Annotated in this window: 26 protein-coding genes; 12 read left to right on the top strand and 14 right to left on the bottom strand. The window is 58.1% G+C overall.

Features of this window, described 5'->3' with window-relative positions; genetic code table 11:
- The first annotated feature begins 91 nt into the window (after positions 1–91).
- Positions 92–430, top strand: coding sequence for a P-II family nitrogen regulator (locus COL8621_RS09375; RefSeq protein ID WP_093967127.1), 339 nt, complete (start codon positions 92–94; stop codon positions 428–430).
- A 68-nt stretch (positions 431–498) separates the two neighbouring features.
- Positions 499–1,905, top strand: coding sequence for a type I glutamate--ammonia ligase (gene glnA, locus COL8621_RS09380; protein ID WP_093967128.1), 1,407 nt, complete (start codon positions 499–501; stop codon positions 1,903–1,905).
- A gap of 63 nt (positions 1,906–1,968) precedes the next feature.
- Here glnA and COL8621_RS09385 read toward each other — a convergent pair whose 3' ends face one another.
- On the bottom strand, positions 1,969–2,718 hold the full coding sequence (locus COL8621_RS09385) for a heme-dependent oxidative N-demethylase family protein (RefSeq protein ID WP_093968496.1): 750 nt from the start codon (positions 2,716–2,718) through the stop codon (positions 1,969–1,971).
- Positions 2,719–2,859: 141 nt separating this feature from the next.
- A complete protein-coding gene (locus COL8621_RS09390; RefSeq protein WP_093967129.1) occupies positions 2,860–3,726 on the bottom strand; it encodes an endonuclease/exonuclease/phosphatase family protein in 867 nt (288 codons plus the stop codon).
- A 132-nt stretch (positions 3,727–3,858) separates the two neighbouring features.
- On the opposite strand from COL8621_RS09390, the gene COL8621_RS09395 reads away from it, so the two are divergent.
- Positions 3,859–5,067, top strand: coding sequence for a bifunctional alpha/beta hydrolase/OsmC family protein (locus COL8621_RS09395; protein WP_093967130.1), 1,209 nt, complete (start codon positions 3,859–3,861; stop codon positions 5,065–5,067).
- On the opposite strand, the gene COL8621_RS09400 is transcribed toward COL8621_RS09395, so the two are convergent.
- Positions 5,064–5,669 (bottom strand): LysE family translocator, encoded by a 606-nt coding sequence (locus COL8621_RS09400; RefSeq protein WP_093967131.1) that lies wholly within the window; start codon positions 5,667–5,669, stop codon positions 5,064–5,066. The two genes, COL8621_RS09395 and COL8621_RS09400, sit on opposite strands and share 4 nt — an antisense overlap.
- 150 nt (positions 5,670–5,819) lie before the next feature.
- Here COL8621_RS09400 and purB point away from each other — a divergent pair, with 150 nt between their 5' ends.
- The 5 genes from purB (at position 5,820) to COL8621_RS09420 (ending at position 10,500) form a co-directional block, all read left to right on the top strand.
- Positions 5,820–7,127: an adenylosuccinate lyase gene (gene purB / locus COL8621_RS09405; protein ID WP_093968497.1), complete on the top strand. Its 1,308-nt coding sequence runs from the start codon at positions 5,820–5,822 to the stop codon at positions 7,125–7,127.
- A gap of 75 nt (positions 7,128–7,202) precedes the next feature.
- Positions 7,203–7,364 carry an adenylosuccinate lyase gene (locus tag COL8621_RS19025; RefSeq protein ID WP_141137870.1) on the top strand — a complete coding sequence of 54 codons (162 nt, stop codon included), beginning with the start codon at positions 7,203–7,205 and terminating at the stop codon, positions 7,362–7,364.
- A gap of 206 nt (positions 7,365–7,570) precedes the next feature.
- Entirely contained in the window at positions 7,571–8,602 is a 1,032-nt protein-coding gene (locus COL8621_RS09410) for a flagellar motor switch protein FliG (protein WP_235823822.1), read from the top strand.
- Positions 8,603–8,718: 116 nt separating this feature from the next.
- Positions 8,719–9,549: a DMT family transporter gene (locus COL8621_RS09415; RefSeq protein WP_235823823.1), complete on the top strand. Its 831-nt coding sequence runs from the start codon at positions 8,719–8,721 to the stop codon at positions 9,547–9,549.
- Between the two features lie 15 nt (positions 9,550–9,564).
- Positions 9,565–10,500 (top strand): lysophospholipid acyltransferase family protein, encoded by a 936-nt coding sequence (locus COL8621_RS09420; protein ID WP_093967133.1) that lies wholly within the window; start codon positions 9,565–9,567, stop codon positions 10,498–10,500.
- Here COL8621_RS09420 and COL8621_RS09425 read toward each other — a convergent pair whose 3' ends face one another.
- Positions 10,501–11,229: a DUF1223 domain-containing protein gene (locus COL8621_RS09425; RefSeq protein ID WP_235823824.1), complete on the bottom strand. Its 729-nt coding sequence runs from the start codon at positions 11,227–11,229 to the stop codon at positions 10,501–10,503.
- Between the two features lie 199 nt (positions 11,230–11,428).
- Here COL8621_RS09425 and acnA point away from each other — a divergent pair, with 199 nt between their 5' ends.
- Complete coding sequence (gene acnA / locus COL8621_RS09430) at positions 11,429–14,116, top strand: aconitate hydratase AcnA (RefSeq protein WP_093967135.1); 2,688 nt, start codon at positions 11,429–11,431, stop codon at positions 14,114–14,116.
- A 106-nt stretch (positions 14,117–14,222) separates the two neighbouring features.
- A complete protein-coding gene (locus COL8621_RS09435; RefSeq protein ID WP_093967136.1) occupies positions 14,223–14,924 on the top strand; it encodes a tetratricopeptide repeat protein in 702 nt (233 codons plus the stop codon).
- A 241-nt stretch (positions 14,925–15,165) separates the two neighbouring features.
- Here the strand turns inward: COL8621_RS09435 and COL8621_RS09440 are convergent, their stop codons facing one another.
- The 9 genes from COL8621_RS09440 to yajC all read right to left on the bottom strand — a co-directional run bounded on the left by COL8621_RS09440 (position 15,166) and on the right by yajC (position 21,392).
- A complete protein-coding gene (locus tag COL8621_RS09440) occupies positions 15,166–15,678 on the bottom strand; it encodes a DsbE family thiol:disulfide interchange protein (RefSeq protein ID WP_176438526.1) in 513 nt (170 codons plus the stop codon).
- 19 nt (positions 15,679–15,697) lie between these two features.
- Complete coding sequence (ccmD, locus tag COL8621_RS09445; protein ID WP_093967138.1) at positions 15,698–15,856, bottom strand: heme exporter protein CcmD; 159 nt, start codon at positions 15,854–15,856, stop codon at positions 15,698–15,700.
- Positions 15,853–16,584, bottom strand: coding sequence for a heme ABC transporter permease (locus COL8621_RS09450; RefSeq protein ID WP_093967139.1), 732 nt, complete (start codon positions 16,582–16,584; stop codon positions 15,853–15,855). The genes ccmD and COL8621_RS09450 overlap by 4 nt, the downstream gene beginning before the upstream one ends.
- 55 nt (positions 16,585–16,639) lie before the next feature.
- A complete protein-coding gene (ccmB, locus tag COL8621_RS09455; protein ID WP_093967140.1) occupies positions 16,640–17,296 on the bottom strand; it encodes a heme exporter protein CcmB in 657 nt (218 codons plus the stop codon).
- The gene (gene ccmA, locus COL8621_RS09460) at positions 17,293–17,907 is read right to left on the bottom strand and encodes a heme ABC exporter ATP-binding protein CcmA (protein ID WP_093967141.1); all 615 of its coding nucleotides are present in this window, start codon (positions 17,905–17,907) and stop codon (positions 17,293–17,295) included. Before ccmA ends, ccmB begins: the two co-directional genes overlap by 4 nt.
- A 70-nt stretch (positions 17,908–17,977) precedes the next feature.
- The gene (locus COL8621_RS09465; protein WP_093968499.1) at positions 17,978–18,337 is read right to left on the bottom strand and encodes an Mth938-like domain-containing protein; all 360 of its coding nucleotides are present in this window, start codon (positions 18,335–18,337) and stop codon (positions 17,978–17,980) included.
- A gap of 74 nt (positions 18,338–18,411) precedes the next feature.
- On the bottom strand, positions 18,412–19,380 hold the full coding sequence (secF, locus tag COL8621_RS09470) for a protein translocase subunit SecF (RefSeq protein ID WP_093967142.1): 969 nt from the start codon (positions 19,378–19,380) through the stop codon (positions 18,412–18,414).
- Positions 19,381–19,392: 12 nt separating this feature from the next.
- The gene (gene secD / locus COL8621_RS09475; protein ID WP_093967143.1) at positions 19,393–21,054 is read right to left on the bottom strand and encodes a protein translocase subunit SecD; all 1,662 of its coding nucleotides are present in this window, start codon (positions 21,052–21,054) and stop codon (positions 19,393–19,395) included.
- A gap of 11 nt (positions 21,055–21,065) precedes the next feature.
- Positions 21,066–21,392 (bottom strand): preprotein translocase subunit YajC, encoded by a 327-nt coding sequence (gene yajC / locus COL8621_RS09480; protein WP_093967144.1) that lies wholly within the window; start codon positions 21,390–21,392, stop codon positions 21,066–21,068.
- A gap of 180 nt (positions 21,393–21,572) precedes the next feature.
- Between yajC and COL8621_RS09485 the strand changes: the two genes are divergently transcribed.
- Positions 21,573–22,295, top strand: a complete 723-nt coding sequence (locus tag COL8621_RS09485; protein ID WP_093967145.1) for a trypsin-like serine peptidase — start codon at positions 21,573–21,575, stop codon at positions 22,293–22,295.
- Between the two features lie 79 nt (positions 22,296–22,374).
- The gene (gene serS, locus COL8621_RS09490) at positions 22,375–23,667 is read left to right on the top strand and encodes a serine--tRNA ligase (protein WP_093967146.1); all 1,293 of its coding nucleotides are present in this window, start codon (positions 22,375–22,377) and stop codon (positions 23,665–23,667) included.
- Here the strand turns inward: serS and COL8621_RS09495 are convergent.
- Positions 23,664–24,809, bottom strand: a complete 1,146-nt coding sequence (locus COL8621_RS09495) for a T6SS phospholipase effector Tle1-like catalytic domain-containing protein (protein WP_093967147.1) — start codon at positions 24,807–24,809, stop codon at positions 23,664–23,666. The two genes, serS and COL8621_RS09495, sit on opposite strands and share 4 nt — an antisense overlap.
- Positions 24,810–24,962: the final 153 nt, after the last annotated feature.

Below are 24,962 nucleotides of genomic sequence, written 5' to 3' on the forward strand. Positions count from 1 at the left end.
CATCGGCAGAGCAAACCTTAGCCAATTGTTCCTGCCGATTGAAAATGTTCTGACACCGTTCACAACGGCAATCTATAGGGAGTCGAGACCTGTGAAAAAGATCGAGGCGATCATTAAGCCCTTCAAGCTCGACGAGGTTAAAGAGGCGCTACAAGAAATCGGCGTTCAAGGCCTCAGCGTTATTGAGGTCAAAGGTTTTGGCCGTCAGAAGGGTCACACCGAACTTTATCGTGGCGCGGAATATGTCGTGGACTTCCTGCCAAAGGTTAAGATCGAAGTCGTCCTGGCCGACGATCAAGTCGACGGCGCAGTCGAGGCAATCATTGCCGCGGCGAAGACCGACAAAATCGGTGACGGCAAAATCTTTGTCTCTCCGGTTGAGCAAGCCATCCGTATTCGGACAGGCGAATCCGGCGAAGACGCACTGTAATAACTACACCGGCCAAACGTGAGGAGCGTTCGGCCTAAGCGACCATCCAACGAAGGGAAGAAGGTCATATGAGCAAGGACGCAGTTCTTAAGACCATCAAGGATGACGACATCGAATATGTCGACATCCGTTTCACCGACCCGCGCGGCAAACTCCAGCACGTAACGGTTATGTCCGACCTAGTAGACGAAGACTTCCTTGACGAAGGCTTCATGTTCGACGGTTCGTCGATCGCTGGTTGGAAGTCGATCGAAGCATCTGACATGAAACTGATGCCCGACACCGAAAGCGCATACGTAGACCCGTTCTACGCTGAAAAAACACTGTGCCTGCACTGCTCCATCGTAGAGCCTGACACAGGTGAAGCGTATGACCGCGACCCACGCGGTACCGCGCAAAAAGCAGAAGCATACCTGAAGTCTTCGGGCATCGGCGATGTTTCCTACTTTGGCCCAGAAGCTGAATTCTTCATCTTTGACGATGTTCGCTACTCGGTTGGTATGAACAAAGTGTCTTACGAAGTTGACGCACAAGACGCGGCTTGGAACACAGACACCGAGTATGAAATGGGCAACATGGGCCACCGCCCTGGTGTCAAAGGCGGCTACTTCCCCGTGAACCCAGTTGACGACGCACAAGACCTGCGTTCCGAAATGCTGTCCACGATGAAGCGTCTGGGCATGAAAGTTGACAAGCATCACCACGAAGTTGCGTCATGTCAGCACGAACTTGGCCTGATCTTCGGCAGCCTGACACAGCAGGCCGACGAGCTTCAGAAATACAAGTACGTCATCCACAACGTTGCACACGCATACGGCAAATCGGCGACCTTCATGCCGAAGCCAATCGCAGGTGACAACGGCACCGGCATGCACGTGAACATGTCGATCTGGAAAGACGGCAAGCCACTGTTCGCTGGCGACAAATACGCTGATCTGTCTCAGGAAGCTCTGTACTTCATCGGTGGTATCCTGAAGCACGCGAAAGCACTGAACGCGTTCACCAACCCATCCACGAACTCTTACAAGCGTCTGATCCCGGGCTTCGAAGCCCCCGTTCTGCGTGCGTATTCTGCTCGTAACCGTTCGGGTTGTGTTCGTATCCCATGGACAGAAAGCCCCAAAGCCAAGCGCGTAGAGGCTCGTTTCCCTGATCCAGCGGCGAACCCTTACCTGTGCTTTGCTGCCCTGCTGATGGCTGGCCTTGACGGCATCAAAAACAAGATCGATCCCGGCGAAGCCATGGATAAGAACTTGTATGACCTGCCACCAGAAGAGCTGGCTGAAATTCCAACAGTTTGTGCATCGCTGCGCGAAGCACTGGACGAGCTGGAAAAAGACCACGAATTCCTGCTGGCCGGTGACGTGTTCACCAAAGACCAGCTGGACGGCTATGCCGAACTGAAGTGGGAAGAAGTGTACGAATACGAGCACACGCCACACCCAGTTGAATTCAAACTGTACTACAGCTGCTAATCCATTCGGATTACTGAAAAAAATTGGGGCGCCTTCGGGCGCCCCTTTCTTTTTGCCCGGCAGTCAGACCCTGGTTTCAGCCGCCAGTGGCGGGTTTGCATCCAGCGCCGCCTTTTGTTCCGGGTTCAGATCGTCGGACCGCACAACAATGGTATGAATGGAAAACACCACCGCCCCGGTTTCGGGCAGGCGCAACAGGCACTGACGTTCTGACCGAATGTAGGGAGCGGGTGCCGTGACGGCCATGCGCGGCGCAGATTCGGCGCGCGGTTGGAACAAGGTCGGATCGTCATAGAAATGCACGTTGGCCCGCCAAAGCACCCTGCCCGGCTTTAATCCGTCAAACAGTCGTTGCACACGCGGGCCGATGTTTTCGTCGTATTGCGGCACCGGCGCGTGAATGCGCATCAGCGGGCGCATGAATTTTTCGGCCAACATCCAACTGGCAGGAAAGCACAGGATCGCCCCGGTCAGCGCATGTTCGGCCCCGTCGGGTTCAAGGATACACAGGTCTTCCTGCACCAACCGGCCCAGCGTTAGCAGCGGCGCGTCGTGATCAAGCGGTACGCGCACCCCGTCGGGCCTGATCACTGATGTCTTGAAACACTGAAACCCATCGCGGCGGTCTAGATCATTTAACACGAGGGCCAGCAGTTCAGCCGCAGCAGAATGCGCCGTTGGGGCAAGGGCATGAACCGCCTCTGGCTGGCCGGCGATCAGCCGGTCGCGTTCGGCCATTTGCGCGGCATAAGCGTCGTCAATCAGCAACCAATCGTCAAAGGCCAGTGGCTGTATCCCCGGCAAGCGGGTCATCCGTGCATCTCCCCACGGCGTATAGGGCAGGCTTTTTTGCAAAATCGGTTGCGCTACGGGGTCAGGTTTCAAATGCGTCGTTCCGTCTGATCGTTGGCATCCACCAAACTTAGTCGCAAAAACGCCGCCCTGTCAGCCCGCCTAAAGCCCGACCCGCGCGACAAGCCCGCGATGATCGGACCCCATTTTCCCGCGCAGCTCTGCCTGCCCGCCACCGGGCGCGAACACGTGATCAATCGGAATTGGCAGCACCCCAAGCAGATCATAAGACCCATGAACCGGCCCAACCCGTTGTGTGCCCGTGGCCTTTTCGATCTGATCTACCGTGTGGGACCAAGGGACCATGTTCAGATCACCAGCAACGATCACTGGCCCCTTCAGGCCCTTCAAGACAGGCAAGGTGTCGCGCAACTGATCGGCCTGTTCGTGCGGCCATGGCCAATGCAGATGCATCGCCACAATCCAAACCGGGCCATTCGGCGTTTCGGTTTGCAGCGCGGTGATGCCGGGCGCGCAAAGCTTTCCGTCCTGTGCAACCGGGTACTTGCTTAGCACCGCGACACTACCCACGGCAGCGAAATAACAATGCTTTTGAAAGGGATAGGCGTCTTGCAACGCCTCCATGATCTTCAGGTTTGGAACGCTGACCTCTTGGAAGGTCACGAAGTCAGGGCCGACGCTAAGGATGTCTGCAATCAGGTCAGAGCGGTCCATTTCCATGAACAGCAAATTCTTTTGATAAACCACAAAGCCCGCCGATGCGGCCTGCGCCCCGGTCACGTATTTCAACGCCGCCGGCAATCCGGCAAAGGCCACCACCGCAAGGCTCACCGCTGCAACCCCGCCTTTGCTGACGCGCAACAGGATCAAGCAAAGCACCACGGCAATCGCCGCCAGCGGCAACCGGAACACAGCGAACGAATCCCCGACCGGGTGCAGCGCGCCCATGAAACCGGCGGCCAGGGCAAAGAACACCGGCACACAAAGCCCCCAAATCGTCGTCTTCACACTGAAACCTTCCGAAATTCGACCACGCCCACTCGCGCGCGCTCACATTGATGTAACGCCCCTGACATATCCCTTGCGATGCGACGAACCACAACCCAGTGTCAGCACAATGCCAATGAAAGGGGCCGCAAGATGCCGATGGAAAAACTTATGTTCAAGGGCCACTCTGGTGATGAAATCGCTGCACGCCTTGATCTGCCCAACGGCCCCCATCTTGGCACCGCCCTGTTTGCGCATTGCTTTACCTGCGGCAAAGACATTCACGCCGCGCGCCGAATTGCGCAGCGCCTGTCGTCGATGGGTTTTGCGGTGCTGCGGTTCGATTTCACAGGGCTTGGCCATTCCGAGGGCGAGTTTGAGAACACATCGTTCACCACGAACGTAGAGGACATTCTGGCAGCCGCAAATCACCTTGCCGGGCGCGGCATGGCGCCTTCGCTTTTGATCGGTCATTCGCTGGGTGGGGCTGCGGTTCTGAAAGCGGCAGGTTCGATTGACAGCGTAAAGGCGGTGGTCACGATCGGCGCGCCGTTTGATCCCGGCCACGTCGCGCACAACTTTGCCGCTGATTTTGCCAATACCGAAGGCGACACCGTCCAGTTGAACTTGGGCGGGCAACCGGTGCGGATTGGCCGTGCCTTCCTTGATGATGTCGCCGAGGCAGAGCTTGGCCCGGCGATTTCAAACCTGAAACGCGCGTTGTTGGTCATGCACGCCCCGCGCGATCAGGTTGTCAGCGTTGATAACGCCGCACAGATATTTGCCACCGCGAAACACCCGAAAAGTTTTGTGACGCTTGATACTGCGGATCATCTGATCTCCAATCCCGCCGATGCAGAATACGCCGCCGAAGTGATTGCCGCGTGGGCCGCGCGTTACCTTGGGCTTTCGGCCCCGCCCCCGCCCCCCGGCGCGCCAGAAGGCATTGTGCGCGTGTCCGAAGCTGACCCCGACGGGTTCTTGCAAGACGTGCAAAGCGGCCCGCATCACCACGCCCTTGCGGACGAGCCTGTCGCCTATGGCGGCACCAACAAGGGCATGTCGCCCTACGGCTATCTGGCGGCGGGTTTAGGGGCGTGTACGTCGATGACGATCCGCATGTACGCCCGGCGCAAGGGCTGGCCGCTGCAAAGTGTGCGGGTCGACGTGTCCCACGACAAGGTCCACGCGCAGGACGCTGAACACGCCACCAATGACAAGGTAGACCGTTTTCGCCGCGAAATCGTGTTAGAGGGCGATCTGGACGATGCCCAACGTGCCCGCCTTCTGGAAATCGCTGATCGCTGTCCGGTGCATCAAACGCTGGAACGCAGCAGCCACGTGGAAACCAAACTGGTCTAGGCGCTTTGTTCCGTCCGCGCCAACAGCCCTGCGGCCCCAATCATCACCGCCCCCGACGCCCGGTTCAGCCACAAACGCCGGCCAACGGTCAATGCGCGCGATCCGATAACGGCGCCGACTCCAGCCCAGCAGGACGCGGCGACGACTTCGACGCACAAATATGCCGCGCCTAGGATCAGCAGCTGTGGCGCAACCGCGCTGCCCGGCAGAACGAACTGCGGCAGGAATGCTGAAAACAACAGGTAATACTTGGGGTTGCCCATCGCTGTCAGAAACTCGCGCTTTGCCAGCGCCTTAGACGGCGGTGGCAAGGCCCCCACCGGCGCGCGCCACATCCGCACACCAAGGTAAACCAAGTATGCCGCGCCCGCCCATTTTACCGCCATGAACGCATATTCCGATGTGCGCAGCAGCACATCCAGCCCAAAGGCCAGCCCGATGGTCATCAAACCCATCGCCGCTATCCGCCCAAACACCGCCCGCACAGCCGCCAGCCATCCGGAACGTGTGGCATTGGTAAAGGTCGTCAGATTACTGGGCCCCGGCCCTAGGGCCAGAATGAAGACTGCGGGGATGAAGATAAGCAATTGTGCGACTGTCATGGGGTGATCCGGTAATTCGATCTGCCAACGCTAGCGACGCCGCCCAACCAGGGCAAGTTTTGTAACCGTATCTGGCACGCCTTCGCCTTGTTCCTTAGGGCATTGCCGTTTATGAGACGCGCAAGCCCAAGAAACAGCAAGGTTGCGCCGATGATCCCTCGTTACTCCCGCCCCGACATGGTTGCCATTTGGTCTCCCGAAACCAAGTTCCGCATCTGGTACGAGATTGAGGCGCACGCCTGTGACGCTCAGGCCGATCTGGGTGTCATCCCGCGCGAAAACGCTGACGCTGTGTGGAAGGCCAAAGACGTTGAATTCGACGTGGCTCGCATCGACGAAATCGAAGCCGTGACCAAGCACGACGTCATCGCGTTTCTGACCCACCTTGCCGAACACGTCGGCAGCGAAGAGGCACGTTTTGTTCATCAGGGCATGACCAGCTCTGACGTGCTGGATACCTGCCTGAACGTGCAGATGGTCCGCGCCTCTGACATCCTGATCAAGGATATGGAGGCCCTGCTGGCCGCGCTGAAAACCCGCGCAATGGAACATAAGAACACCGTCCGCGTTGGCCGCTCGCATGGTATCCACGCAGAGCCGACAACAATGGGCCTGACCTTCGCGCGTTTCTATGCCGAAATGGATCGCAACCTTGCCCGCCTGAAACAGGCCCGCGAAGAGATTGCAACCGGCGCGATTTCCGGCGCTGTCGGTACCTTTGCCAACATCGACCCACGCGTCGAAGAACACGTCTGCGAAAAGCTTGGCCTGAACCCAGAGCCGATCAGCACGCAGGTGATCCCGCGCGACCGTCACGCGATGTTCTTTGCCACGCTCGGCGTGATCGCATCGTCCATCGAAAACGTTGCGGTCGAAATTCGCCACATGCAGCGGACCGAGGTTCTGGAAGGCGCCGAATTCTTCTCGATGGGTCAGAAGGGTTCGTCGGCGATGCCGCACAAAAAGAACCCGGTTCTGACCGAAAACCTGACCGGCCTTGCCCGTCTGGTGCGCATGGCCGTGATTCCAGCGATGGAAAACGTCGCCCTTTGGCATGAACGTGACATTTCTCACTCTTCGGTCGAACGCGCCATCGGCCCAGATGCGACCATCACGCTTGATTTCGCGCTGAACCGCCTGACAGGCGTTATCGAAAAGATGCTCGTTTTCCCGCAGAACATGCTGGACAACATGAACAAATTCCCCGGCCTCGTGATGTCTCAGCGTGTGCTTCTGGCGCTGACACAGGCCGGTGTTTCGCGCGAAGATGCTTATTCCATGGTTCAGCGTAACGCGCTGAAAGTATGGGAAGAACGCCTCGATTTCCGTGAACTTCTGCTGGCGGATGCCGATGTGGTTGCGGCCCTAGGCGTCGATGGCATCAACGCAAAATTCGACATGGAATATCACACCAAACATGTCGACACGATCTTCAAGCGTGTGTTCGGCGAAAGCTGAACCTGAAAACCGCGCCCTTTGGGATTCGCGAGCGACGTGCTACCCTTACGTCACCGCAATCCCGGAGGACGTAATATGACCATCAAGACCCTTCTTGTGGCCGCTGCCCTTTCCGTGGCCCCGGCCCTTGCTCTGGCAGAATGCCAGTGGAAGCACGACACAACCGCCAGCCAATGCGCCGAAGGTCAGATCTTTGACGCAACCAAGGGCACCTGCATTGAACAGGTCACCGGCTGACGTGAACATTCGCGCGGCGTCAACACTTTGGCGTCGCGCATTTTTTCCAACATTTCCAACACGCGCCAAACCTGAGCGCCCGCTAGGGGGCGAGGCAAAAGAAATGGCCCGCTCAGGGCCTCAATTTGGAAAAACACGCTGCGCGATAAACCACGCCTTAACTGCTTTGCGTCCACCATCCCCCCAGACGTGAAGGAGAATCCCGCGTGACCATCGCCCTGCCCGATCCAATGCCCGCCGCCACCCCGCACATCAGTCGCAAACGCAAAGCTGCGATTATCGTGCGCCTGCTCCTTAGCGAAGGGGCCAAGCTTCCGCTGGATGTTCTGCCCGCCCGCCTTCAAGCTGATTTGACGGCTGAAATCGGCGCGATGCGATATATCGACGGGGCAACCCTGCGCGTCGTCGTGACCGAGTTCCTGCAAGAGATGGAGCGGATTGGCCTGACCTTTCCCGGCGGCATCGAAGGTGCGCTTACCTTGCTGGATGGCCATATAAGCGCCGAAGCGGCTGCCGGGTTGCGCGGCAATGGCACAGGTGCCCCCGATCCATGGGCGCGCATCGCGTTGATGGAGTGTGAACAGCTCCTCCCCCTCGTCGCCGTCGAAAGCACCGAGGTCGCGGCCGTTCTTCTGTCCAAACTTTCCACCAACAAAGCGGCCGAGATTTTGGGCGCTTTGCCCGGTGATCAGGCGCGCCGGATCGCGTGCGCGGTGTCCCTTACCGGGCGGGTTTCGCCGGAAACCGTGGACCGGATCGGGGCCACCCTTGTCGAACAATTTGATAACGTCCCCGAAACAGCGTTTGAAGAACCCGCCGCCACCCGGATCGGGGCGATTCTGAACCTGTCTCCTTCGGCAACGCGCGATGATGTCTTGGCCGGGTTGGAAGAGTCCGACGCCGAATTCGCCGCCCATGTGAAAAAGTCGATCTTCACCTTCGCCGATCTACCGCTTCGGCTTAGACCCGTCGATATCCCAACGGTCACGCGCGGTGTTGATAACGAGGTGCTGGTCACCGCGTTGGCCGGGGCCACCGCCACGCTGCCTGCTGTGTGCGACTTCATTCTTGAAAACATGTCCCGCCGAATGGCCGATCAATTGCGTGAACAGGTCGAAGAACGCGGCACCGTCCGCGAAAAGGATGCCGAGGCTGCGATGACTGCCGTCATTTCTTCCGTCCGCGCCGCCGAGGCTGACGGTGAAATCACCCTGCTTGTCCCGGACGAGCAGGACTAGCCAAGCCTTGCACCTTTCACATAGCGCGCCTAAAGCGAGTGGATGTTTCTTACACCCCTCCATTTCCTGACATGAATCGTTTTCGCGCTCTTAACCCGGCATCGCAGGGCATTTTGATGATGCTGTTCGCGATCCTGTGTTTCTCGTTGATGGATGCAACGGCCAAGGCTTTGTCCACCCGCGTGGATACGGTTCAGGTGCTGTGGGCGCGGTATCTTGGCCAAACCCTGTTGGTCATGGCAATCGTCGCACGCCGGATCGGGCCGACGCTGCGCACCCAATATCTGGGGCTGCAATTTCTGCGCTCTTGCCTGTTGCTGGCCGCGACGACCTTTTTCTTTTTCGGGATCGCCCGCATCGGCTTGGCCGAGGCAACAGCCGTGATGGATCTGAACCCCGTCCTGATCACCTTGGGGGCCGCTGTTTTTCTGGGCGAACGGTTTGGGCTTCGCCGCGCAATTGGGGTTGGCGTCGCCCTGATCGGCGCGTTGATCATCATCCGCCCGGGCACGGATGTGTTTTCGCCCTATGCGATTTTGCCCTTCTGCGCGGCCTTGTGCATTTCAGGATATGCCATCGCCACCCGTTTCGTCGGTCGAAGCGAAAGCGTCTGGACCTCTATGTTGTTCACCGGCCTTGTCGGATCGGTCATCCTGACCATTGTGGTTCCGTTTTTCTGGGTACAACCAGATGCCACAGCATGGGGGCTGATGCTGTTGATTGGTTGCATCGGGACCGCCGGCCAAATGCTGATGATTGGTGCGCTGATGCGGGCCGAGGCAAGTCAGGTGGCGCCGTTCAGCTATGCCGGACTTATCTTTGCGACGGTCTGGGGCATGTTGTTCTTTGACGAGATCCCCGACGGGCCAACAATCTTCGGTGCGCTTGTTATCGTCGTAGCCGGGATTTATGTGTGGCACCGCGAAACCCGCGCGGCGGTTGAATAGGCACACAGGGCGTTCATGGCAAAGGCATCCAAACCAGCAAACCGATTTGGCGACTGGCTTAGCAACCGCATTCTGCGCGGCCTGATCCGCCTTGCGCTTGCGTTGCCCTATGCCACGCGGGTGCGGATGATGGGTTGGATCATGTCGCGTGTGATTGCCCCGATCGCCGGATACGACGACCGGATTCGCGCGAATCTGGCGCATGTGTTGCCCGACCTGCCCGAAGACGAAATCCGCCGCCTGATGCGCGAGGTGCCTGATAACGTCGGCCGCACGGTGATCGAGATCTATTCCGGGCAGCAGTTCATCGACCGGGTCAAAGACCTGCCGCTGACCGGCGATGGCGCGGCCGCGTTGGAACAAGCCAATGCAGACAAGCGCCCGGTCATTCTGGTAACGGGCCATTTCGGCAACTACGACGCACCGCGTGGAGCGCTGATTGCGCGGGGGTATTCCGTTGGCGGGCTTTATAACCCGATGAAAAACGTGTTCTTCAATGAACACTATGAAAATGCGATTGGCGCAATTGGGCAGCCCATTTTCCCACGCGGGCGCAAGGGCTATGCCCAGATGCTTCGGTTTATCAAAGGCGGTGGAATGGTCGGCATCGTGGTTGATCAGTTCATGGCCCACGGCGAGATTTTAGACTTTTTCGGCCAACCCGCCCCGACCGCACTTTCCGCCGCCGAGCTTGCCCTGAAATACGACGCACTTTTGGTGCCGATCTATGGCGTGCGCCAGCCTGATGGCTTGAACTTTGAATTGGTTGTTGAAGCGCCCATCGCCCACACAGACGCGGCGACAATGACCCAAGCCCTGAATGACAGCCTAGAGTCGCTGACGCGCAAACACATGGCGCAATGGTTCTGGATTCACCGTCGCTGGAAGCCCGAAAAGCAGGCTAAACTGGCCGCGAAACGCGCACGCGCCGCGGCCAAAGCTGAAAAGTAATTAGCGCAGTTGTGCGGCAGCCAGGATCGCGCCGGGGCCTTGCTCCTGCAAGATAGCGACCAGCGGGTCAGAACCGGACGCATCCACCTTAACGGCCAACGGCTTTTTGCCATCCCAGCGGGCAACCGGCTGCCATGCTGTTACGATATTCACGTAACTGATCGTGCGGCCGGCGTTTTCACCGCGTTTGATGCTGACGCTTTGTTCTGGCGAATAGCGGACGATTTGCAAAATCAGATCTCGGCGAAAGACTTTGTCACTTTGCGCGCGAACCAAAACTTTGCTGCCCTGCCGCTCTAACGCGATGGTGACGGGCGAAACCTTGCCGCTGTGGGATTGAATGTATTCGGCCAATTCCATGGGCCGCGTGCCGACCACATGTTCCACCCCGCCGATAACCATTTGGGGGGTATAGATCGAACGCTTACCTGCAACCCGGGCGTAAGAACGTTGGCGTTCGGTGAAGGCGGGGTCGGCGAATTTGTCTTTCCAACCGATGTAATCCCAATAATCCACATGAAGCGCCAGTGGGATGACATCTTTGCGCTTTACCAGCTTGCGCAGCATTTCATCCGCTGGTGGGCAAGACGAACACCCTTGTGATGTAAAAAGTTCGACCACCACCGGCGATGTGCCCCCCGCCATCACCGGACCGGCGCAGGCAAGAAACAAAGAAGCGATCACGCAAAACATGCGACCCATTCGGAATTTACCCTTTTTATTCGTCATCCCACCCCTTCCTATTGCACGAACTGCACACGTGCCAATCAACGTTTTGAGAGTGTTTCGTAAGGCGGCCTAACTGCAACTGCGTCAATTTGGTGTACATTGGTATACATTAATTGGAGACACCCCCTTGATCGTCGCGTCGCAATGGGGCAAGAGCAGGGCAATCCAGATCCTCCGTATCACCTGAGGGAGCCAGACCATGACCATCACCGTCGGACACGACACCTCCAAAACCCGCAAAACATTGAGCGTGGGTGACCAAAGCGTCGCCTATTACTCGATTAAGGCCGCTGAAGAAGCCGGTCTTGGCGATTTTTCGAAATTGCCTGCTGCGCTGAAAGTTGTTCTAGAGAACATGCTGCGCTTCGAAGACGGAAAGACCGTTTCCGTTGACGACATCAAAGCCTTTGCAGAATGGGCCGTAAAAGGCGGTAAGAACCCGCGCGAAATCGCGTACCGCCCTGCCCGCGTTCTGATGCAGGATTTCACCGGCGTTCCGGCCGTGGTTGACCTTGCAGCCATGCGCGACGGTATCGTTGCCCTTGGCGGCGACGCACAAAAGATTAACCCGCTGAACCCTGTTGATCTGGTTATCGACCACTCGGTCATGATCGACGAATTCGGCAACCCGCGCGCGTTCCAGATGAACGTAGACCGCGAATACGAACGCAACCTAGAGCGTTACACATTCCTGAAATGGGGCCAGAAGGCATTCAACAACTTCCGCGTTGTTCCGCCCGGCACCGGCATCTGTCACCAGGTGAACTTGGAATATCTGGCCCAAACCGTTTGGACAGACGTTGACCAGAACGGCGAAAACGTCGCCTACCCTGATACGCTTGTTGGTACAGACAGCCACACAACCATGGTGAACGGCGCTGCTGTTCTGGGTTGGGGCGTTGGCGGCATCGAGGCCGAGGCCGCGATGCTGGGTCAGCCCATCTCTATGCTGATCCCAGAAGTTATCGGTTTTGAGCTGACCGGCGAAATGATGGAAGGCACCACTGGTACCGACCTCGTTCTGAAGGTTGTTGAAATGCTGCGCGCCAAAGGCGTGGTTGGCAAATTCGTCGAATTCTATGGCGAAGGCCTTGACCACCTGCCGCTGGCAGACCGTGCAACGATTGCAAACATGGCCCCAGAATACGGCGCGACATGTGGCTTCTTCCCAATCGATGCCGAAACCATCCGTTACCTGGACAACACTGGCCGTGACAAAGACCGGATCGCACTGGTCGAAGCATACGCCAAGGAAAACGGTTTCTGGCGCGATGCGGATTACGCACCGATCTATACCGACACACTGACGTTGGACATGGGCACAATCGTTCCGGCCATCTCTGGCCCGAAACGCCCACAGGATTACGTTGCGCTGACCGAAGCCAAGACAGCCTTCCACAAAGAAATGGAAGAAACCTTCAAGCGCCCAATGGGCAAAGAAGTTCCTGTCGCTGGCGAAGACTACACCATGGAAAGCGGCAAGGTTGTGATCGCCTCGATCACGTCCTGCACCAACACTTCCAACCCATACGTGATGATCGGCGCGGGCCTTGTAGCACGCAAAGCCGCCGCACTTGGTCTGGATCGTAAGCCTTGGGTGAAAACCTCGCTCGCTCCGGGTTCGCAGGTTGTGTCTGCTTATCTTGAGGCCGCTGGCCTTCAGGAAGATCTGGACAAAATCGGCTTCAACCTTGTTGGTTACGGCTGCACGACCTGTATCGGTAACTCTGGTCCGATCCAGAAAGAGCTGTCCGAAGCAATCGCCGAAGGCGATCTGGTGGCAACATCCGTTCTGTCCGGCAACCGGAACTTCGAAGGCCGCATCAGCCCTGATGTTCGCGCGAACTACCTTGCTTCGCCCCCACTGGTTGTGGCTTACGCACTGGCTGGTACGCTGGATATCAACCTTGCGACCGATCCAATCGCCCAAGATAAAGACGGTAACGACGTTTACCTGAAAGACATCTGGCCCACGAACAAGGAAATCGCAGATCTGGTCCACGAAACCGTGACCCGCGAAGCCTTCCTTTCGAAATACGCCGATGTGTTCAAAGGCGACGAAAAGTGGCAGGGCGTGGAAACGACCGACAGCCAGACATACGACTGGCCTGCTGCGTCGACCTATGTTCAGAACCCTCCTTACTTCCAGGGGATGAGCAAAGAGCCGGGCGTTATCAATGACATCAAAGGCGCCAAAGTACTGGCCCTGTTGGGTGACATGATCACAACCGACCACATCAGCCCTGCGGGTTCGTTCAAAGAATCGACACCTGCTGGTCAGTACCTGATCGAACGTCAGGTGCCTGTGCGCGAATTTAACTCTTACGGGTCGCGCCGTGGTAACCACGAAGTCATGATGCGCGGCACCTTTGCCAACATCCGTATCAAGAACGAAATGCTGGACGGCGTTGAAGGTGGTTACACCAAAGGCCCAGATGGCGCGCAAACGTCGATCTTCGACGCGGCGATGGCGTATCAGGATGCTGGCACTCCGCTGGTTATCTTCGGTGGCGAACAGTACGGCGCAGGTTCGTCCCGTGACTGGGCTGCGAAAGGGACTGCACTGTTGGGCGTTAAGGCCGTGGTTGCGGAATCGTTCGAACGTATCCACCGCTCCAACTTGGTTGGCATGGGCGTTATCCCGTTCGAATTCACCGGCGGCGACACACGCAAATCGCTGGGCCTGACGGGTGACGAAACTGTTTCGATCGAAGGTCTGGAAGGCGACCTAAAACCGCTTTCCGAGGTGCCTTGCACCATCACCTTCGCCGACGGCAGCGAAAAGAAAATCTCGCTGAAGTGCCGTATCGATACAGCGATCGAAAAAGAATACGTCGAACATGGCGGCGTTCTGCACTATGTGCTGCGCGACCTTGCCAAGTCGTAATCTGACGGCTGACAGCTAAAGACACAGAAACGGCCCCTTGTTTTCGCAAGGGGCCGTTTTACTGTCTGGGTGGAGCATTTTCCGAACCCGACATCGAAAGAATAATATGCGCAAGTTTCTGGCCATCGCCCTGCTTTTCCTTCCAAACGCAGCGCTTTGTGAAACGGCCCACCCCTGCTTTACCCTGAACCCAAACAGCAATCCGACGGCAGCAAAAGCCGCGTGCACCGATTACCTGACATCCGGCGAACGAAGTGATGAAGACCGCGGCGAAGCGTATGCCAATCGCGGCATCGCGCAGCGAGAGCTGGGTCAAATGCGTTTAAGCGTCGCTGACCTCACCAAAGCAATCGACGCATTTCCCGACCCACGCCACATGCGAATGCTTGCGTGGACGTATCGGGAGCTGGGACAGCCCGCAAAGGCGGAAAAGCTTTATACCCGCGTACTTAAGACCGATGACCATTGGCAGGCGTGGCTATCGCGTTGTGTTGTTCGGCAGGACCAAGAAAAATTCGCAGAGGCGGCGAAGGACTGCGAACAGGCCATTCTGCGAGATCCAGACAACCTTGACGCGCTATTCTTCGGGGCGCGCGCCTATAACTTTTTGGACCAAGGTCGCCGCGCGCTTCCGCTGGCATCGAAGGCACGGCAACTGGCCCCCGATGATCCACGACACCTGATCGAATATGTCTGGGCGCTGCAACTGTCTGGCCGCCGCGAAGAGGCCCGGCGCGAAGCACGTGACGGTTTGAACCGGTTTCCCAACCACCCTGACCTGACCGAATTTCTAAAGCTTTCTAATTGATCCCGGCCGGGCCTGCGACCAAGGCGGCAATCAATGCTCCCTGCTGAAAAAGCTTACGCAACGGAAGGCGGAAAAGTACATAAATATTAGGCACATATTAAAAATAGCCATCAACATTACTAAAATAGTCAGATATAGATCGACCTATGGTGGGTGTTATTCCAAAATTCACGCTGTCGATGCCAGCGTTCGAAGCAATTGCGTTTGCGATCTATATTCTGCTGATGGCAGTTGTAGGCGGCTAGCGCGCGCTTTCGATGGCCGGTCTAATCCGGTTGTTCAATATCTGTTGCGTGATCGGACCAGCGAACCGCAGCACGATTTTGCCGTTCCCGTCGATCACATATGTTTCCGGCACGCCATAGACGCCCCACTCCAGCGCGGTGCGCCCTTCCCCGTCGGCCGCAATCGCGGCATAGGGGTTCCCAAGCTCTTCCAAGAAGCCAAGCGCGTTCGCCGGTTCATCCTTATAGTTGATGCCATAGATGACCACGCCTTCGTTCTGCATGGTTTCAAGACTGGCATGTTCGGCCCGGCATGGCGCGCACCAACTGGCCCAGAAATTCACAAGCTTCACGCCCGGCGCATTCAAGGCGGCGTTATCAAACGGCGCGCCCTCGCCCAACTGAGTCACGGTCAATGCTGGCGCAGCTTGCCCAACCCGCGTCGATGGCAACCCATCCGGATCATCGCGCCACATGCCCACAAAGAACAGCGCCGCAAGCCCAAGAAACAGCAGCGGCGGCAGGATCATCAGAATATTGATTTTACGCTTAGCCATGCTTTTCCCGCCGTTTTTCTGCTGCATCCAGCTGTTTGCGAACCGACGCGCTTTTTAACAGACTAAGCCCGACCAGCAGCGCAAGGGCGATCAGGCTTAGCCCATAGGACGACAGCACAGCGCCCGCGTATTTACCAAGATCAGGCATCATGCCATCCGCTCCCGCGCGATAAGGGCCTGAAGGCGGCGGGCACGAATTTCCGTCCGCGTGCGCAACAAGACCAGCGTTATGAACAACAGAACGAACCCAGCGATGCAGACCAGCAGCGGCAGGTAAAACACATCGGCCACGTTCTCTTCTTTATCCAAAGAAAGTGAGGCCCCCTGATGCAGGCCCTGATTCCAGAAGTTCACGGCATACCGGCTGAGCAGCGCAAAGACCGACCCCACCATGCACAGCACCGATGTCAGATCGGCGGCGATGTCCGGGCTTTCGATCGCGGCCCAAAGCGCGATGTAACCAAGGTAGAACAGGAACAGGATCAGGAACGTCGTCAGACGCGGGTCCCACGCCCAATAGGTTCCCCACATCGGTTGCCCCCACAGCGCGCCGGTGATCAGCGCGATCAGGGTCATTGTCATGCCGATAGGTGCCGCCGCTTTTGCCGCAAGGGCCGATACATGATGGCGGCGCACGAACCAGATAAGCGAGGCGACAAGCATCATGAACCACGCGTTGATCGCCATCAGGGCGGCGGGCACATGCAGATAGATGATCTTGACCGTCGAACCCTGCTTGTAGTCATCAGGCGTAAAGAAGAAGCCCCAAATCAGGCCCGTCGCCAATGCGGCCACCGTCAGCACGGCCAAATACGGAAGTACGGCAGTGGTGGACTGCATGAATTTCTGCGGGTTTGCGTATTGCCAGATCGATGCCATATCGGTGTCTTAGGTCCTTAATGCGCGGTTCTCAATTGAATAGCGCGTGATTTCCCTAGCGCAAGTTGACGCGGATTGCGGCGGCGGCGGCGAATGGCAGCAGGGCCAGCGTGCCAAGGGTGATGCCCGCCAACATCAATGTTGGTGTTCCAGTTGCCAAACCATCGGCGCCCCGCTTTACGGTTTCGGCGCCGAAGATCAACGTGGGCACATAAAGCGGCAAGACCAGCAGCGAAAGCAACAGCCCCCCGCGTTTCAGCCCCACGGTTAACGCCGCGCCAAACGTGCCGATCATCGACAGCGCGGGCGTGCCAAGCGCAAGGCTGATCACAAGCCAACTGTACCCAGCCGGCTCCAGATTAAGCAGCAGCCCCAGCACCGGCGAAACCAGCACCAGCGGCAACACGGTCGCAACCCAATGCGCGGCGGCCTTCATCAACACCACCCCTTCCAACGGGATCGGCGCAGTGGCCAGCAGGTCCAGCGACCCATCCTCGAAGTCCAGCGCGAAGATCCGGTCAAGCGACAGCAGGCAGGACAACAGCGCGCCGATCCACAAGATGCCCGGCGCGATGGTGGAAAGGATGCCGCTTTCCGGCCCTACCCCGAACGGCACCAGAACCGTCACGATCAGAAAAAACGCAAGGCCAAGGCCAAACCCGCCGCCCGCACGGATCGCCAATGCCAAATCACGGGTGAACAAGGCGATCATGCAAACGCCTCGTCAAAATCATCAAGGCGCTGCGGGGCGGCTTTGAACTGTGTCACATCCAGAACCTCGGCATCAAAGCCAAGGTCGATATGCGTGGCGATCAGCGCCATGCCGCCACCTGCCAAATGGGCCTTTACCGCATCGCCAAACAACGCCACCGACGCCACATCAAGCGAGACTGTCGGCTCATCCAGCACCCAGATCGGGCGCCCGGTGACCAGCAGCCGCGCCAAGCCAAGGCGGCGTTTTTGCCCGGCGGACAGGTTCTGAGCCATGCGGTCAGCCAGATCATTCAGGTTAAACGCATCAAGCGCGTTTTGAACGCCGTCGGTGCCAAACACCCGCGCCCAGAACCGCAGGTTTTCTGTGACGGTAAGCGTCGCCTTCAGCCCATCGGCATGGGCGGCATAGGCGATGCTTTCAGCCGGGACCGACACCGTGCCATCAAGCGCGGGCTGCAACCCGGCCAGCGTGCGCAGCAACGTGGTTTTGCCAATCCCGTTCGGGCCGCGCAACAACAGCGCCTTGCCAGGGGAAAGCGTAAAGCTGACCCCTTCCAGCACCGGCAAACCGCCGCGCGCGCAAGATAAATTGGTGACGCTAAGGTCCATACCTCATTCGCATATATTATTGGAATGTGTTGGCAAAGCGGGAATCCCCAACCGCCACGAACCGTCGCACTTAGCCTTCAACCGGCAACAGCGCGGCGGCGATGCGCCGCCCCTCGCTTAGCAGCACATTGTAGGTACGCGCGGCAGAGGGGCTGGACATGGTTTCAACGCCCAGACCGGCCTCTTCCAACTGATCGCGCAGAACGGCTGGGATGTGGGCAATATCTGCACCAGTCCCGATGAAAACAACGTCAACCTGCCCGGCCAGCGCCAACAGCGCGTCAGCATCATCCAGCCCGCCCCAAGTCGAAACGCCGCTGTCCGAAACCAACAAGGCACCGGCATGGACCTGCCCGCCGATCCGGAAAAAGCCGGGGCCATAGCCATCAATCGGGCGCGCGCCGGAAAATTCGATTTCGTTCATTCGCATCTGCGGCTCCTCGGACAAACAGGAATCACCGAACCAGACCACGCCCCAAAGTGTGGGGCATGATCTGAAAAGTATCAGGCATCAATGTTGCCGAACTGGGTTCCGGCATCGTTGTCTTGCTTGGACCAGTCGCGTTTCACGCCAAGGAACAGCAGGATGTTTGAGGCCACGAAGACCGACGAATAGGTCCCGATGACAACGCCAAGGATCATCGCAAAGACGAACCCGCGGATCACATCGCCGCCCAGCACGATCAGCGCAATCAGTGCCAACAGCGTGGTGACCGAGGTCATCACAGTCCGGCTAAGCGTTTCATTGATGGACAGGTTCAAAACCTCTTTCAGCTCCAGCTTTTTGAAGCGACGCAGGTTTTCACGCACGCGGTCAAAGACCACCACGGTATCGTTCAACGAATAGCCCACGATGGTCAAAAGCGCGGCGATGATGGCCAGATCGAACTTGATCTGAAACGCCGCGAACAGACCGATTGTGATGGTGACGTCATGCACCAACGCCGCAACAGCGCCCAAGGCAAACTGCCATTCGAACCGCAGCCAGATGTAAACAAGCACCGCGCTGATCGCCAAAAGCACCGCCATCACAGCGGTTTTCACCAGCTCGCCCGACACCTTCGGGCCAACGCTTTCGACCGATGGGAAGGTGATAGCACTGTCAACTGCCGTTAGCGCGGCTTCGACTTGTGCGATCGTTTCAACGGTGATGCTTTCCTGATCGCCCTGGGCCTGAATGCGCACCTGCGCGACATGGCGATCTTCGCCAAAGCTTGGATCGAACACTTCAGTGATGGACACATCACCAAGGTTCAGCGGGGCCAATGCCTGACGGTAAACACCCACATCAAGTGGCTGCGAGCTTTCCGTACGGATGGTCGTACCGCCACGGAAATCGATACCGAAGTTCAGGCCGAACGCGAAGAACACCACGATGGAAAGAACCACCGCCGCAATCGACGCGCCAAAAGTCATGCGCGAGCGACGGAAGAAATCCCAGTTGGTTTCGGAGGGGACAAGTTTAAGTCTCATGAGTCTTCCTCGTTAAACCGTGATGGTCTTGGGGCGGCGACGTTCCATCCAGATCACGATGATCAGGCGGGTAACGAAGATGGCCGTAAAGACGGATGTGATGATGCCCACGCCAAGCGTCACGGCGAAACCGCGCACCGGGCCAGAGCCAAGCATGAACAAGATAACCGCAGTGATCAGCGTGGTGATGTTGGCGTCAATGATCGCGCTAAGCGCTTTTTCATAGCCAAGCTCGATCGCGCGTGCCGGGCCTTTGGCCGATTTCAGCTCTTCGCGGATACGTTCAAAGATCAGCACGTTGGCGTCCACCGCCATACCGATGGTCAGCACGATCCCCCCGATACCGGGCAAGGTCAGCGTCGCACCGATGGCCGACAGGATACCAAAGATCAGGCCAACGTTCAGCAGCAGCGCCATATTGGCGATGATCCCGAACCAGCCATAGCTTAGCGCCATAAAGACCAGCACGCCGGCAAAAGCCACAAGGCTGGCAACCTTACCGGCCTGCACGCTGTCTGCACCCAGTTCTGGGCCGATTGTGCGTTCTTCCAGGAACGTCAGTTCCGCCGGAAGCGCACCAGCACGCAGAAGGATCGCAAGCTGAGTAGATTCTTCGAGGGTGAAGTTGCCCGAAATCTGGCCCGAACCACCACGGATCGGTTCGTTGATACGCGGGGCCGAAACGACCTCTTCGTCCAGAACGATGGCAAAAGGCGACCCGACGTTATCAACGGTGTAATCGCCAAACTTGCGCGCCCCGGTCGCATTAAAGCGGAAGGTCACGACCGGCTGACCGTTCTGGTCGAACGCGGGCTGCGCATCGGTCAGGTCTTCGCCACTGACAACTGCGGTTTGTTCAAGAACATAGAAAACCCCCTCTTCGTCCAGCGAGGGGTAGATCACGTTGCGCGCACCGGGGGACTGATTGCCGTTGTCGGTGCGGCTGACAACCGGGTGGAATGTCAGACGAGCGGTGGTACCGATCAGCTCTTTCAGCTCTGCAGCAGAACCGATGCCGGGCACCTGAATAAGGATACGATCCGCGCCTTGGCGTTGGATCGTGGGTTCGCGTGTGCCCACCTCATCCACACGGCGGCGAATGATTTCAAGCGACTGTTGGATGGTGCGGTCGTTCGTGGCTTGTTTCTCTGCCTCGGACAGGGTCACCACAACTTCGGCGTTTTCCGCGCGGACTTCGATGTCGTTCGACCCAACACCGGTCAGCGACACGATGGGCCGGGCCAGCGCGCGCACGGCCGTCACGGCAGCGTCGATGCCTTCGGGCTGTGAAATACGAACACGCAGTTCATCTGGTGCGGACGGTTGACGGCGGATTGTGCCGACGGTTGCGCGCTCATCACGCAATGCGTCACGAACCTCTGTCCACATGCCATCCACGCGGGTTGCGTGAACGTCTTCTAGATGAACCTCGGCCAACAGATGCGCACCACCGCGCAGGTCAAGGCCAAGGTTCACAATTGTCGAGGGCAGCCAGCTTGGCCAAGCCCCTTGTGCCAACTCCCTCTCTGGTGTGGTCATGCCTGCTTCGATCGCCTTGACGGCATCGTTGTGGCCTTCGACCCGCGAATAAAAAAGGTTGGGCATGGCATAGGCCAAACCCAACGCACAAATCGCGGCAATAAAGACGCGTTTCCAGAGAGGAATGTTCAGCATTTAATGTCAGCTCAGTCTTTGGTGGCCGGTTCGGTCTTATTCATGACCTGTGCAATTGTGTGGCGCACGATACGTACGTTCACACCGCTGGCGATTTCGACTTCAACTTCGTTGTCGTCTTTTACCTTGGTGACCTTACCGATCAGGCCGCCTTGGGTCACGATCTGGTCGCCGCGACGCAGCGCATCAACCATCGCCTTATGCTCTTTCATCTTTTTCTGCTGAGGACGGATCAGCAGGAAATACATGATCGCAAAGATCAGAATTAGTGGCACGAAGCTGGTAAAGGCGCCACCTGGGCCCCCAGCGGCCTGAGCGTAAGCAGGCGTAGCAAACATATATATGTCCCCGTTTGTTTTTGGCGGTTTCCCGCCCCTTTAGGAATGGCGCGCACACTATCTGTGGCCCGGTGCCTTGGCAAGGTGACGCAAAACTCTGGGAATTCCCAGTTCATTAATGCACACTTTTAAGCCATATGGGTTCAGCCTCGACGCCCGTCAATCATTGAAGTGGCCAGAATGTACGTTCCATTTGTAAAACTGCTTGCCGTATTTGTGCTGACCCTGATGCCGTCTGCCGCCCTGTCAGACCCAGCGCGCGCGCCCCATCCCCTTTCCGGATGGGAACAAGACGACTGGCCCGCCATTGGCCGTGTGACGCGCGGGGCGGCTGATACTGAATCAGTTTGCAGCGGCACGTTGGTTACCCCGGAATTTGTTTTGACTGCCGCCCACTGCGTTGCGGCCAATAAGACCGGTCAGACCATGTTGCCCGAAAACGTTCATTTCACCGCTGGCTGGCTGAATGGCGAACCCGCCTTCCACAGCCGCGCGGCAGAGGTGTATCTGATGGTCTTTGGCCCCTTCACCAAGGCCAGCGCGCAGGACATCGCGCTTATTCAACTGGCAACCCCAGTGCCCGCAGAGGTCGCCAAACCACTGCGCATCATCCCCCTTAGCGACGTCAAATCACCCTTCCGCATTATCGGGTTCAGCCGCAACAAGCCAACCGTGCTAAGCGGCCATCCTTACTGCAATCTGACCCTGGAACGTGATGGGATCATTGGCACAGATTGCCGTGTCGTTTCGGGCAACTCCGGTGCGCCGGTTTTGGCGTTTGTGGATGGCGAATGGCGCGTGGTTGCTGTGGTCAATGCCAGCGCGGGAAATGAGGCTCCGCTGCGTTCCATCGCGGCCGTTCCCAGCGGGACAATTGCAGAAGAGATATCCAAGACCCAATAGGCCTGCGTTTTCGCGGTTCAAATGGTCGTGTTCTTGGGGCATATGTGCGGGGTAATTCGTTCAACCAAGGAACACTCCCATGCACGACATCAAAACCATCCGTGAGAACCCCGCCGCTTTTGACGCGGCTCTCTCTCGTCTCGGGGCTGATGCGATGTCGTCCGAGATCTTGGCAATTGACGAGGCGCGCCGGGCCAAAATTCTGGCTGCCGAAACCGCGCAGGCGGAACAAAACAAAGCCTCCAAAGAAGTTGGCGCCGCCAAGGGGCGTGGGGACGAGGAAGAGTTTCAGCGCCTGCGTGGCCTTGTCGCCGACAAAAAGGCCGAAGTCGCCCGCCTGAACGATGAGGCAAAGGCAGAAGACGCCCGCCTGACCGATCTGCTGATGCGCCTGCCCAACCTGCCCTATGACGACACGCCCGAAGGGGCTGACGAAAATGACAACGTCGAAATCCGCCGTTGGGGCACACCCCGCGAATTGGCGTTCAAGCCCAAAGAGCATTACGACCTGCCCGCCGTTCAAGACGGCATGGATTTTGAAACGGCGGCCAAGCTTTCCGGCTCTCGTTTTGTGGTGCTGTCGGGCGCGGTTGCGCGGCTACATCGTGCGTTGGCGCAGTTCATGCTGGACACCCACACCGAAGAACACGGCCTGACCGAAGCCATCACACCCGTGCTGGTGCGCGAAGAGATGATGTATGGCACCGGCCAGCTGCCGAAGTTTGGCGAAGACAGCTATAAAACCACTGACGGCTGGTGGCTGATCCCCACGGCCGAGGTGACGCTGACCAACATCGTCAACGGCGCGACCATCGACGAAAGCTATCTGCCGCGCCGCTATACCGCGCATACGCAATGCTTCCGTTCCGAAGCCGGCAGCGCGGGGCGCGATACGGCTGGCATGTTGCGCCAGCACCAGTTCGAAAAGGTCGAAATGGTATCGGTCACGCACCCCGATAACTCCGAGGAAGAGCACGCCCGCATGACCCGCTGCGCCGAGGCGATCTTGGAAAAGCTGGAGCTACCCTATCGCACCGTCGTTCTGTGCACCGGCGACATGGGCTTTGGCGCGCGTCGCACCCATGACATCGAAGTGTGGCTGCCCGGTCAGGATACCTACCGCGAAATCAGCTCCATCTCGACCTGCGGGGATTTTCAGGCCCGCCGCATGAACGCACGGTTTAAACCCGCGGCTGGCGGCAAGCCCGAATTTGTCCACACGCTGAACGGCTCTGGCCTTGCGGTTGGGCGCTGCCTGATTGCGGTTCTGGAAAACGGCCAGCAGGAAGACGGCTCTGTCACCCTGCCCGCGGCCCTGCACCCTTGGCTGGGCGGAAAAACCCGCATCACAGCCGAAGGTAAAATGGCCTAAGCGAACTGGGTTGATTGTTCGGTTGGCAGTAATGCTGCCAACCGCCTTTGCAACGGGCGCAGGGTTTTCGGGTCATAGACCTTGCCGTCATCCCCACCGAACGCCAGCCGGTGCATCGTTGCGTCCGACACCACCTGACAATGCGCGTTCACCTTTCGCGGTTTGCGCAAAATGCTGGTGCCGCTGCGGTTTGACAGCGGGCCATAGTATTTCTGCGCGCGCTGAAACGCCGCCAGCTTTTCAGGATGAAACGCAAGCCCGGCATCAACCGCCCCTTCGGCGACCCATGCCAACGCACAGTTGGAAAGACCACGTTCCCGCCCGCTTCCGCCGACCATACCGTGATCACCGGCAAACCATTCCTGACGATAGGGTCTGCCGCTGGCTTTGGCGTTCAGCGTATCAAGGTTTTCCCACAGGGTCGGCGGATAAAACAGCCGCGCCTCGTCCGTTGCCAAGGCATGCCGCCCGGCCTGAACCCAACTGGAAAGCTGGGCGTCGTGAAACAGGTATTTGGCGTTGAACGGCTTCGCAATCGCGCCCAAGAACCCTGGCACGCCCAAGGCACCGACGGTGTCCCAGATGCCAAGATAGGCGATCTTTAGTTCGTGCCCCGCCGCTTTGCCATTTTCAGCCCGCCACGCGTTTTCACCCTCCCCGGTTACAACGTCGGGCGAAAATTCAGCCCGAAACGCGGCCGAGGCGTCGCTGCGGGGGTGGGTCTCTTCTGCGCGGCTTCGATACCGGGCGAAGGCTTCGGGGATGCGGGCAAAGTTGCGCTTGGGTGGGATGCCACTGGCCCGGATCAAACCGCTTAGCGAACGCGCCGTATAGGCGCCGCGCGAAAAGCCAAAGATATAGATCTGATCGCCGGGCTGAAAAACCTCGGCCAGCCAGATGTACGCCTTTTCGATTTTGCGCTGAAGCCCCCAGCCAAACGCGCCCCCACCGTATTGGTCAATCGCCCGGCCCAGCCGGTTTCCGCCCTCGCCCGTGCCGACGCCCTTGAAATACTTCGCCACCTGATGCGTGCCATCGGGGTGCTCGGACGGTATCATTTGACTGACGTGCCAGACATTGGTCTGATGTTTGTTATCGGGCTTATTCCATGTCCCGTCGCAAAAAATCGCAATATGTTTCATTGGAAAAATTCCTTCGACTTAATGCTGGAATGATCCGCCTCGCGCGCCAATCGGTCAATACGGGTATCCCTGACCCACACTGGTCGCGATTGCGTGAACTGCCCCCTACCGCCGCGCGCAAATCTGATGTACGAGAGCGCTAACAGTACAAAC

Origin of the sequence: Actibacterium lipolyticum, assembly GCF_900184935.1 — a bacterium.
Lineage (GTDB): Bacteria > Pseudomonadota > Alphaproteobacteria > Rhodobacterales > Rhodobacteraceae > Actibacterium_A > Actibacterium_A lipolyticum.

Coding starts and splice junctions, on each gene's coding strand:
- yajC (WP_093967144.1), bottom strand. CDS start 21,392: ATGTTTGCTACGCCTGCTTACGCTCAGGCCGCTGGGGGCCCAGGTGGC.
- COL8621_RS09440 (WP_176438526.1), bottom strand. CDS start 15,678: ATGATCCTGCCGCCGCTGCTGTTTCTTGGGCTTGCGGCGCTGTTCTTT.
- COL8621_RS19025 (WP_141137870.1), top strand. CDS start 7,203: ATGACCATCAAGACCCTTCTTGTGGCCGCTGCCCTTTCCGTGGCCCCG.
- glnA (WP_093967128.1), top strand. CDS start 499: ATGAGCAAGGACGCAGTTCTTAAGACCATCAAGGATGACGACATCGAA.
- COL8621_RS09435 (WP_093967136.1), top strand. CDS start 14,223: ATGCGCAAGTTTCTGGCCATCGCCCTGCTTTTCCTTCCAAACGCAGCG.
- acnA (WP_093967135.1), top strand. CDS start 11,429: ATGACCATCACCGTCGGACACGACACCTCCAAAACCCGCAAAACATTG.
- COL8621_RS09420 (WP_093967133.1), top strand. CDS start 9,565: ATGGCAAAGGCATCCAAACCAGCAAACCGATTTGGCGACTGGCTTAGC.
- serS (WP_093967146.1), top strand. CDS start 22,375: ATGCACGACATCAAAACCATCCGTGAGAACCCCGCCGCTTTTGACGCG.
- COL8621_RS09425 (WP_235823824.1), bottom strand. CDS start 11,229: ATGACGAATAAAAAGGGTAAATTCCGAATGGGTCGCATGTTTTGCGTG.
- ccmA (WP_093967141.1), bottom strand. CDS start 17,907: ATGGACCTTAGCGTCACCAATTTATCTTGCGCGCGCGGCGGTTTGCCG.
- COL8621_RS09450 (WP_093967139.1), bottom strand. CDS start 16,584: ATGGCATCGATCTGGCAATACGCAAACCCGCAGAAATTCATGCAGTCC.
- COL8621_RS09465 (WP_093968499.1), bottom strand. CDS start 18,337: ATGCGAATGAACGAAATCGAATTTTCCGGCGCGCGCCCGATTGATGGC.
- COL8621_RS09415 (WP_235823823.1), top strand. CDS start 8,719: ATGATGCTGTTCGCGATCCTGTGTTTCTCGTTGATGGATGCAACGGCC.
- ccmD (WP_093967138.1), bottom strand. CDS start 15,856: ATGATGCCTGATCTTGGTAAATACGCGGGCGCTGTGCTGTCGTCCTAT.
- COL8621_RS09400 (WP_093967131.1), bottom strand. CDS start 5,669: ATGACAGTCGCACAATTGCTTATCTTCATCCCCGCAGTCTTCATTCTG.
- purB (WP_093968497.1), top strand. CDS start 5,820: ATGATCCCTCGTTACTCCCGCCCCGACATGGTTGCCATTTGGTCTCCC.
- COL8621_RS09485 (WP_093967145.1), top strand. CDS start 21,573: ATGTACGTTCCATTTGTAAAACTGCTTGCCGTATTTGTGCTGACCCTG.
- secD (WP_093967143.1), bottom strand. CDS start 21,054: ATGCTGAACATTCCTCTCTGGAAACGCGTCTTTATTGCCGCGATTTGT.
- COL8621_RS09385 (WP_093968496.1), bottom strand. CDS start 2,718: ATGACCCGCTTGCCGGGGATACAGCCACTGGCCTTTGACGATTGGTTG.
- ccmB (WP_093967140.1), bottom strand. CDS start 17,296: ATGATCGCCTTGTTCACCCGTGATTTGGCATTGGCGATCCGTGCGGGC.
- COL8621_RS09495 (WP_093967147.1), bottom strand. CDS start 24,809: ATGAAACATATTGCGATTTTTTGCGACGGGACATGGAATAAGCCCGAT.
- COL8621_RS09395 (WP_093967130.1), top strand. CDS start 3,859: ATGCCGATGGAAAAACTTATGTTCAAGGGCCACTCTGGTGATGAAATC.
- secF (WP_093967142.1), bottom strand. CDS start 19,380: ATGAGACTTAAACTTGTCCCCTCCGAAACCAACTGGGATTTCTTCCGT.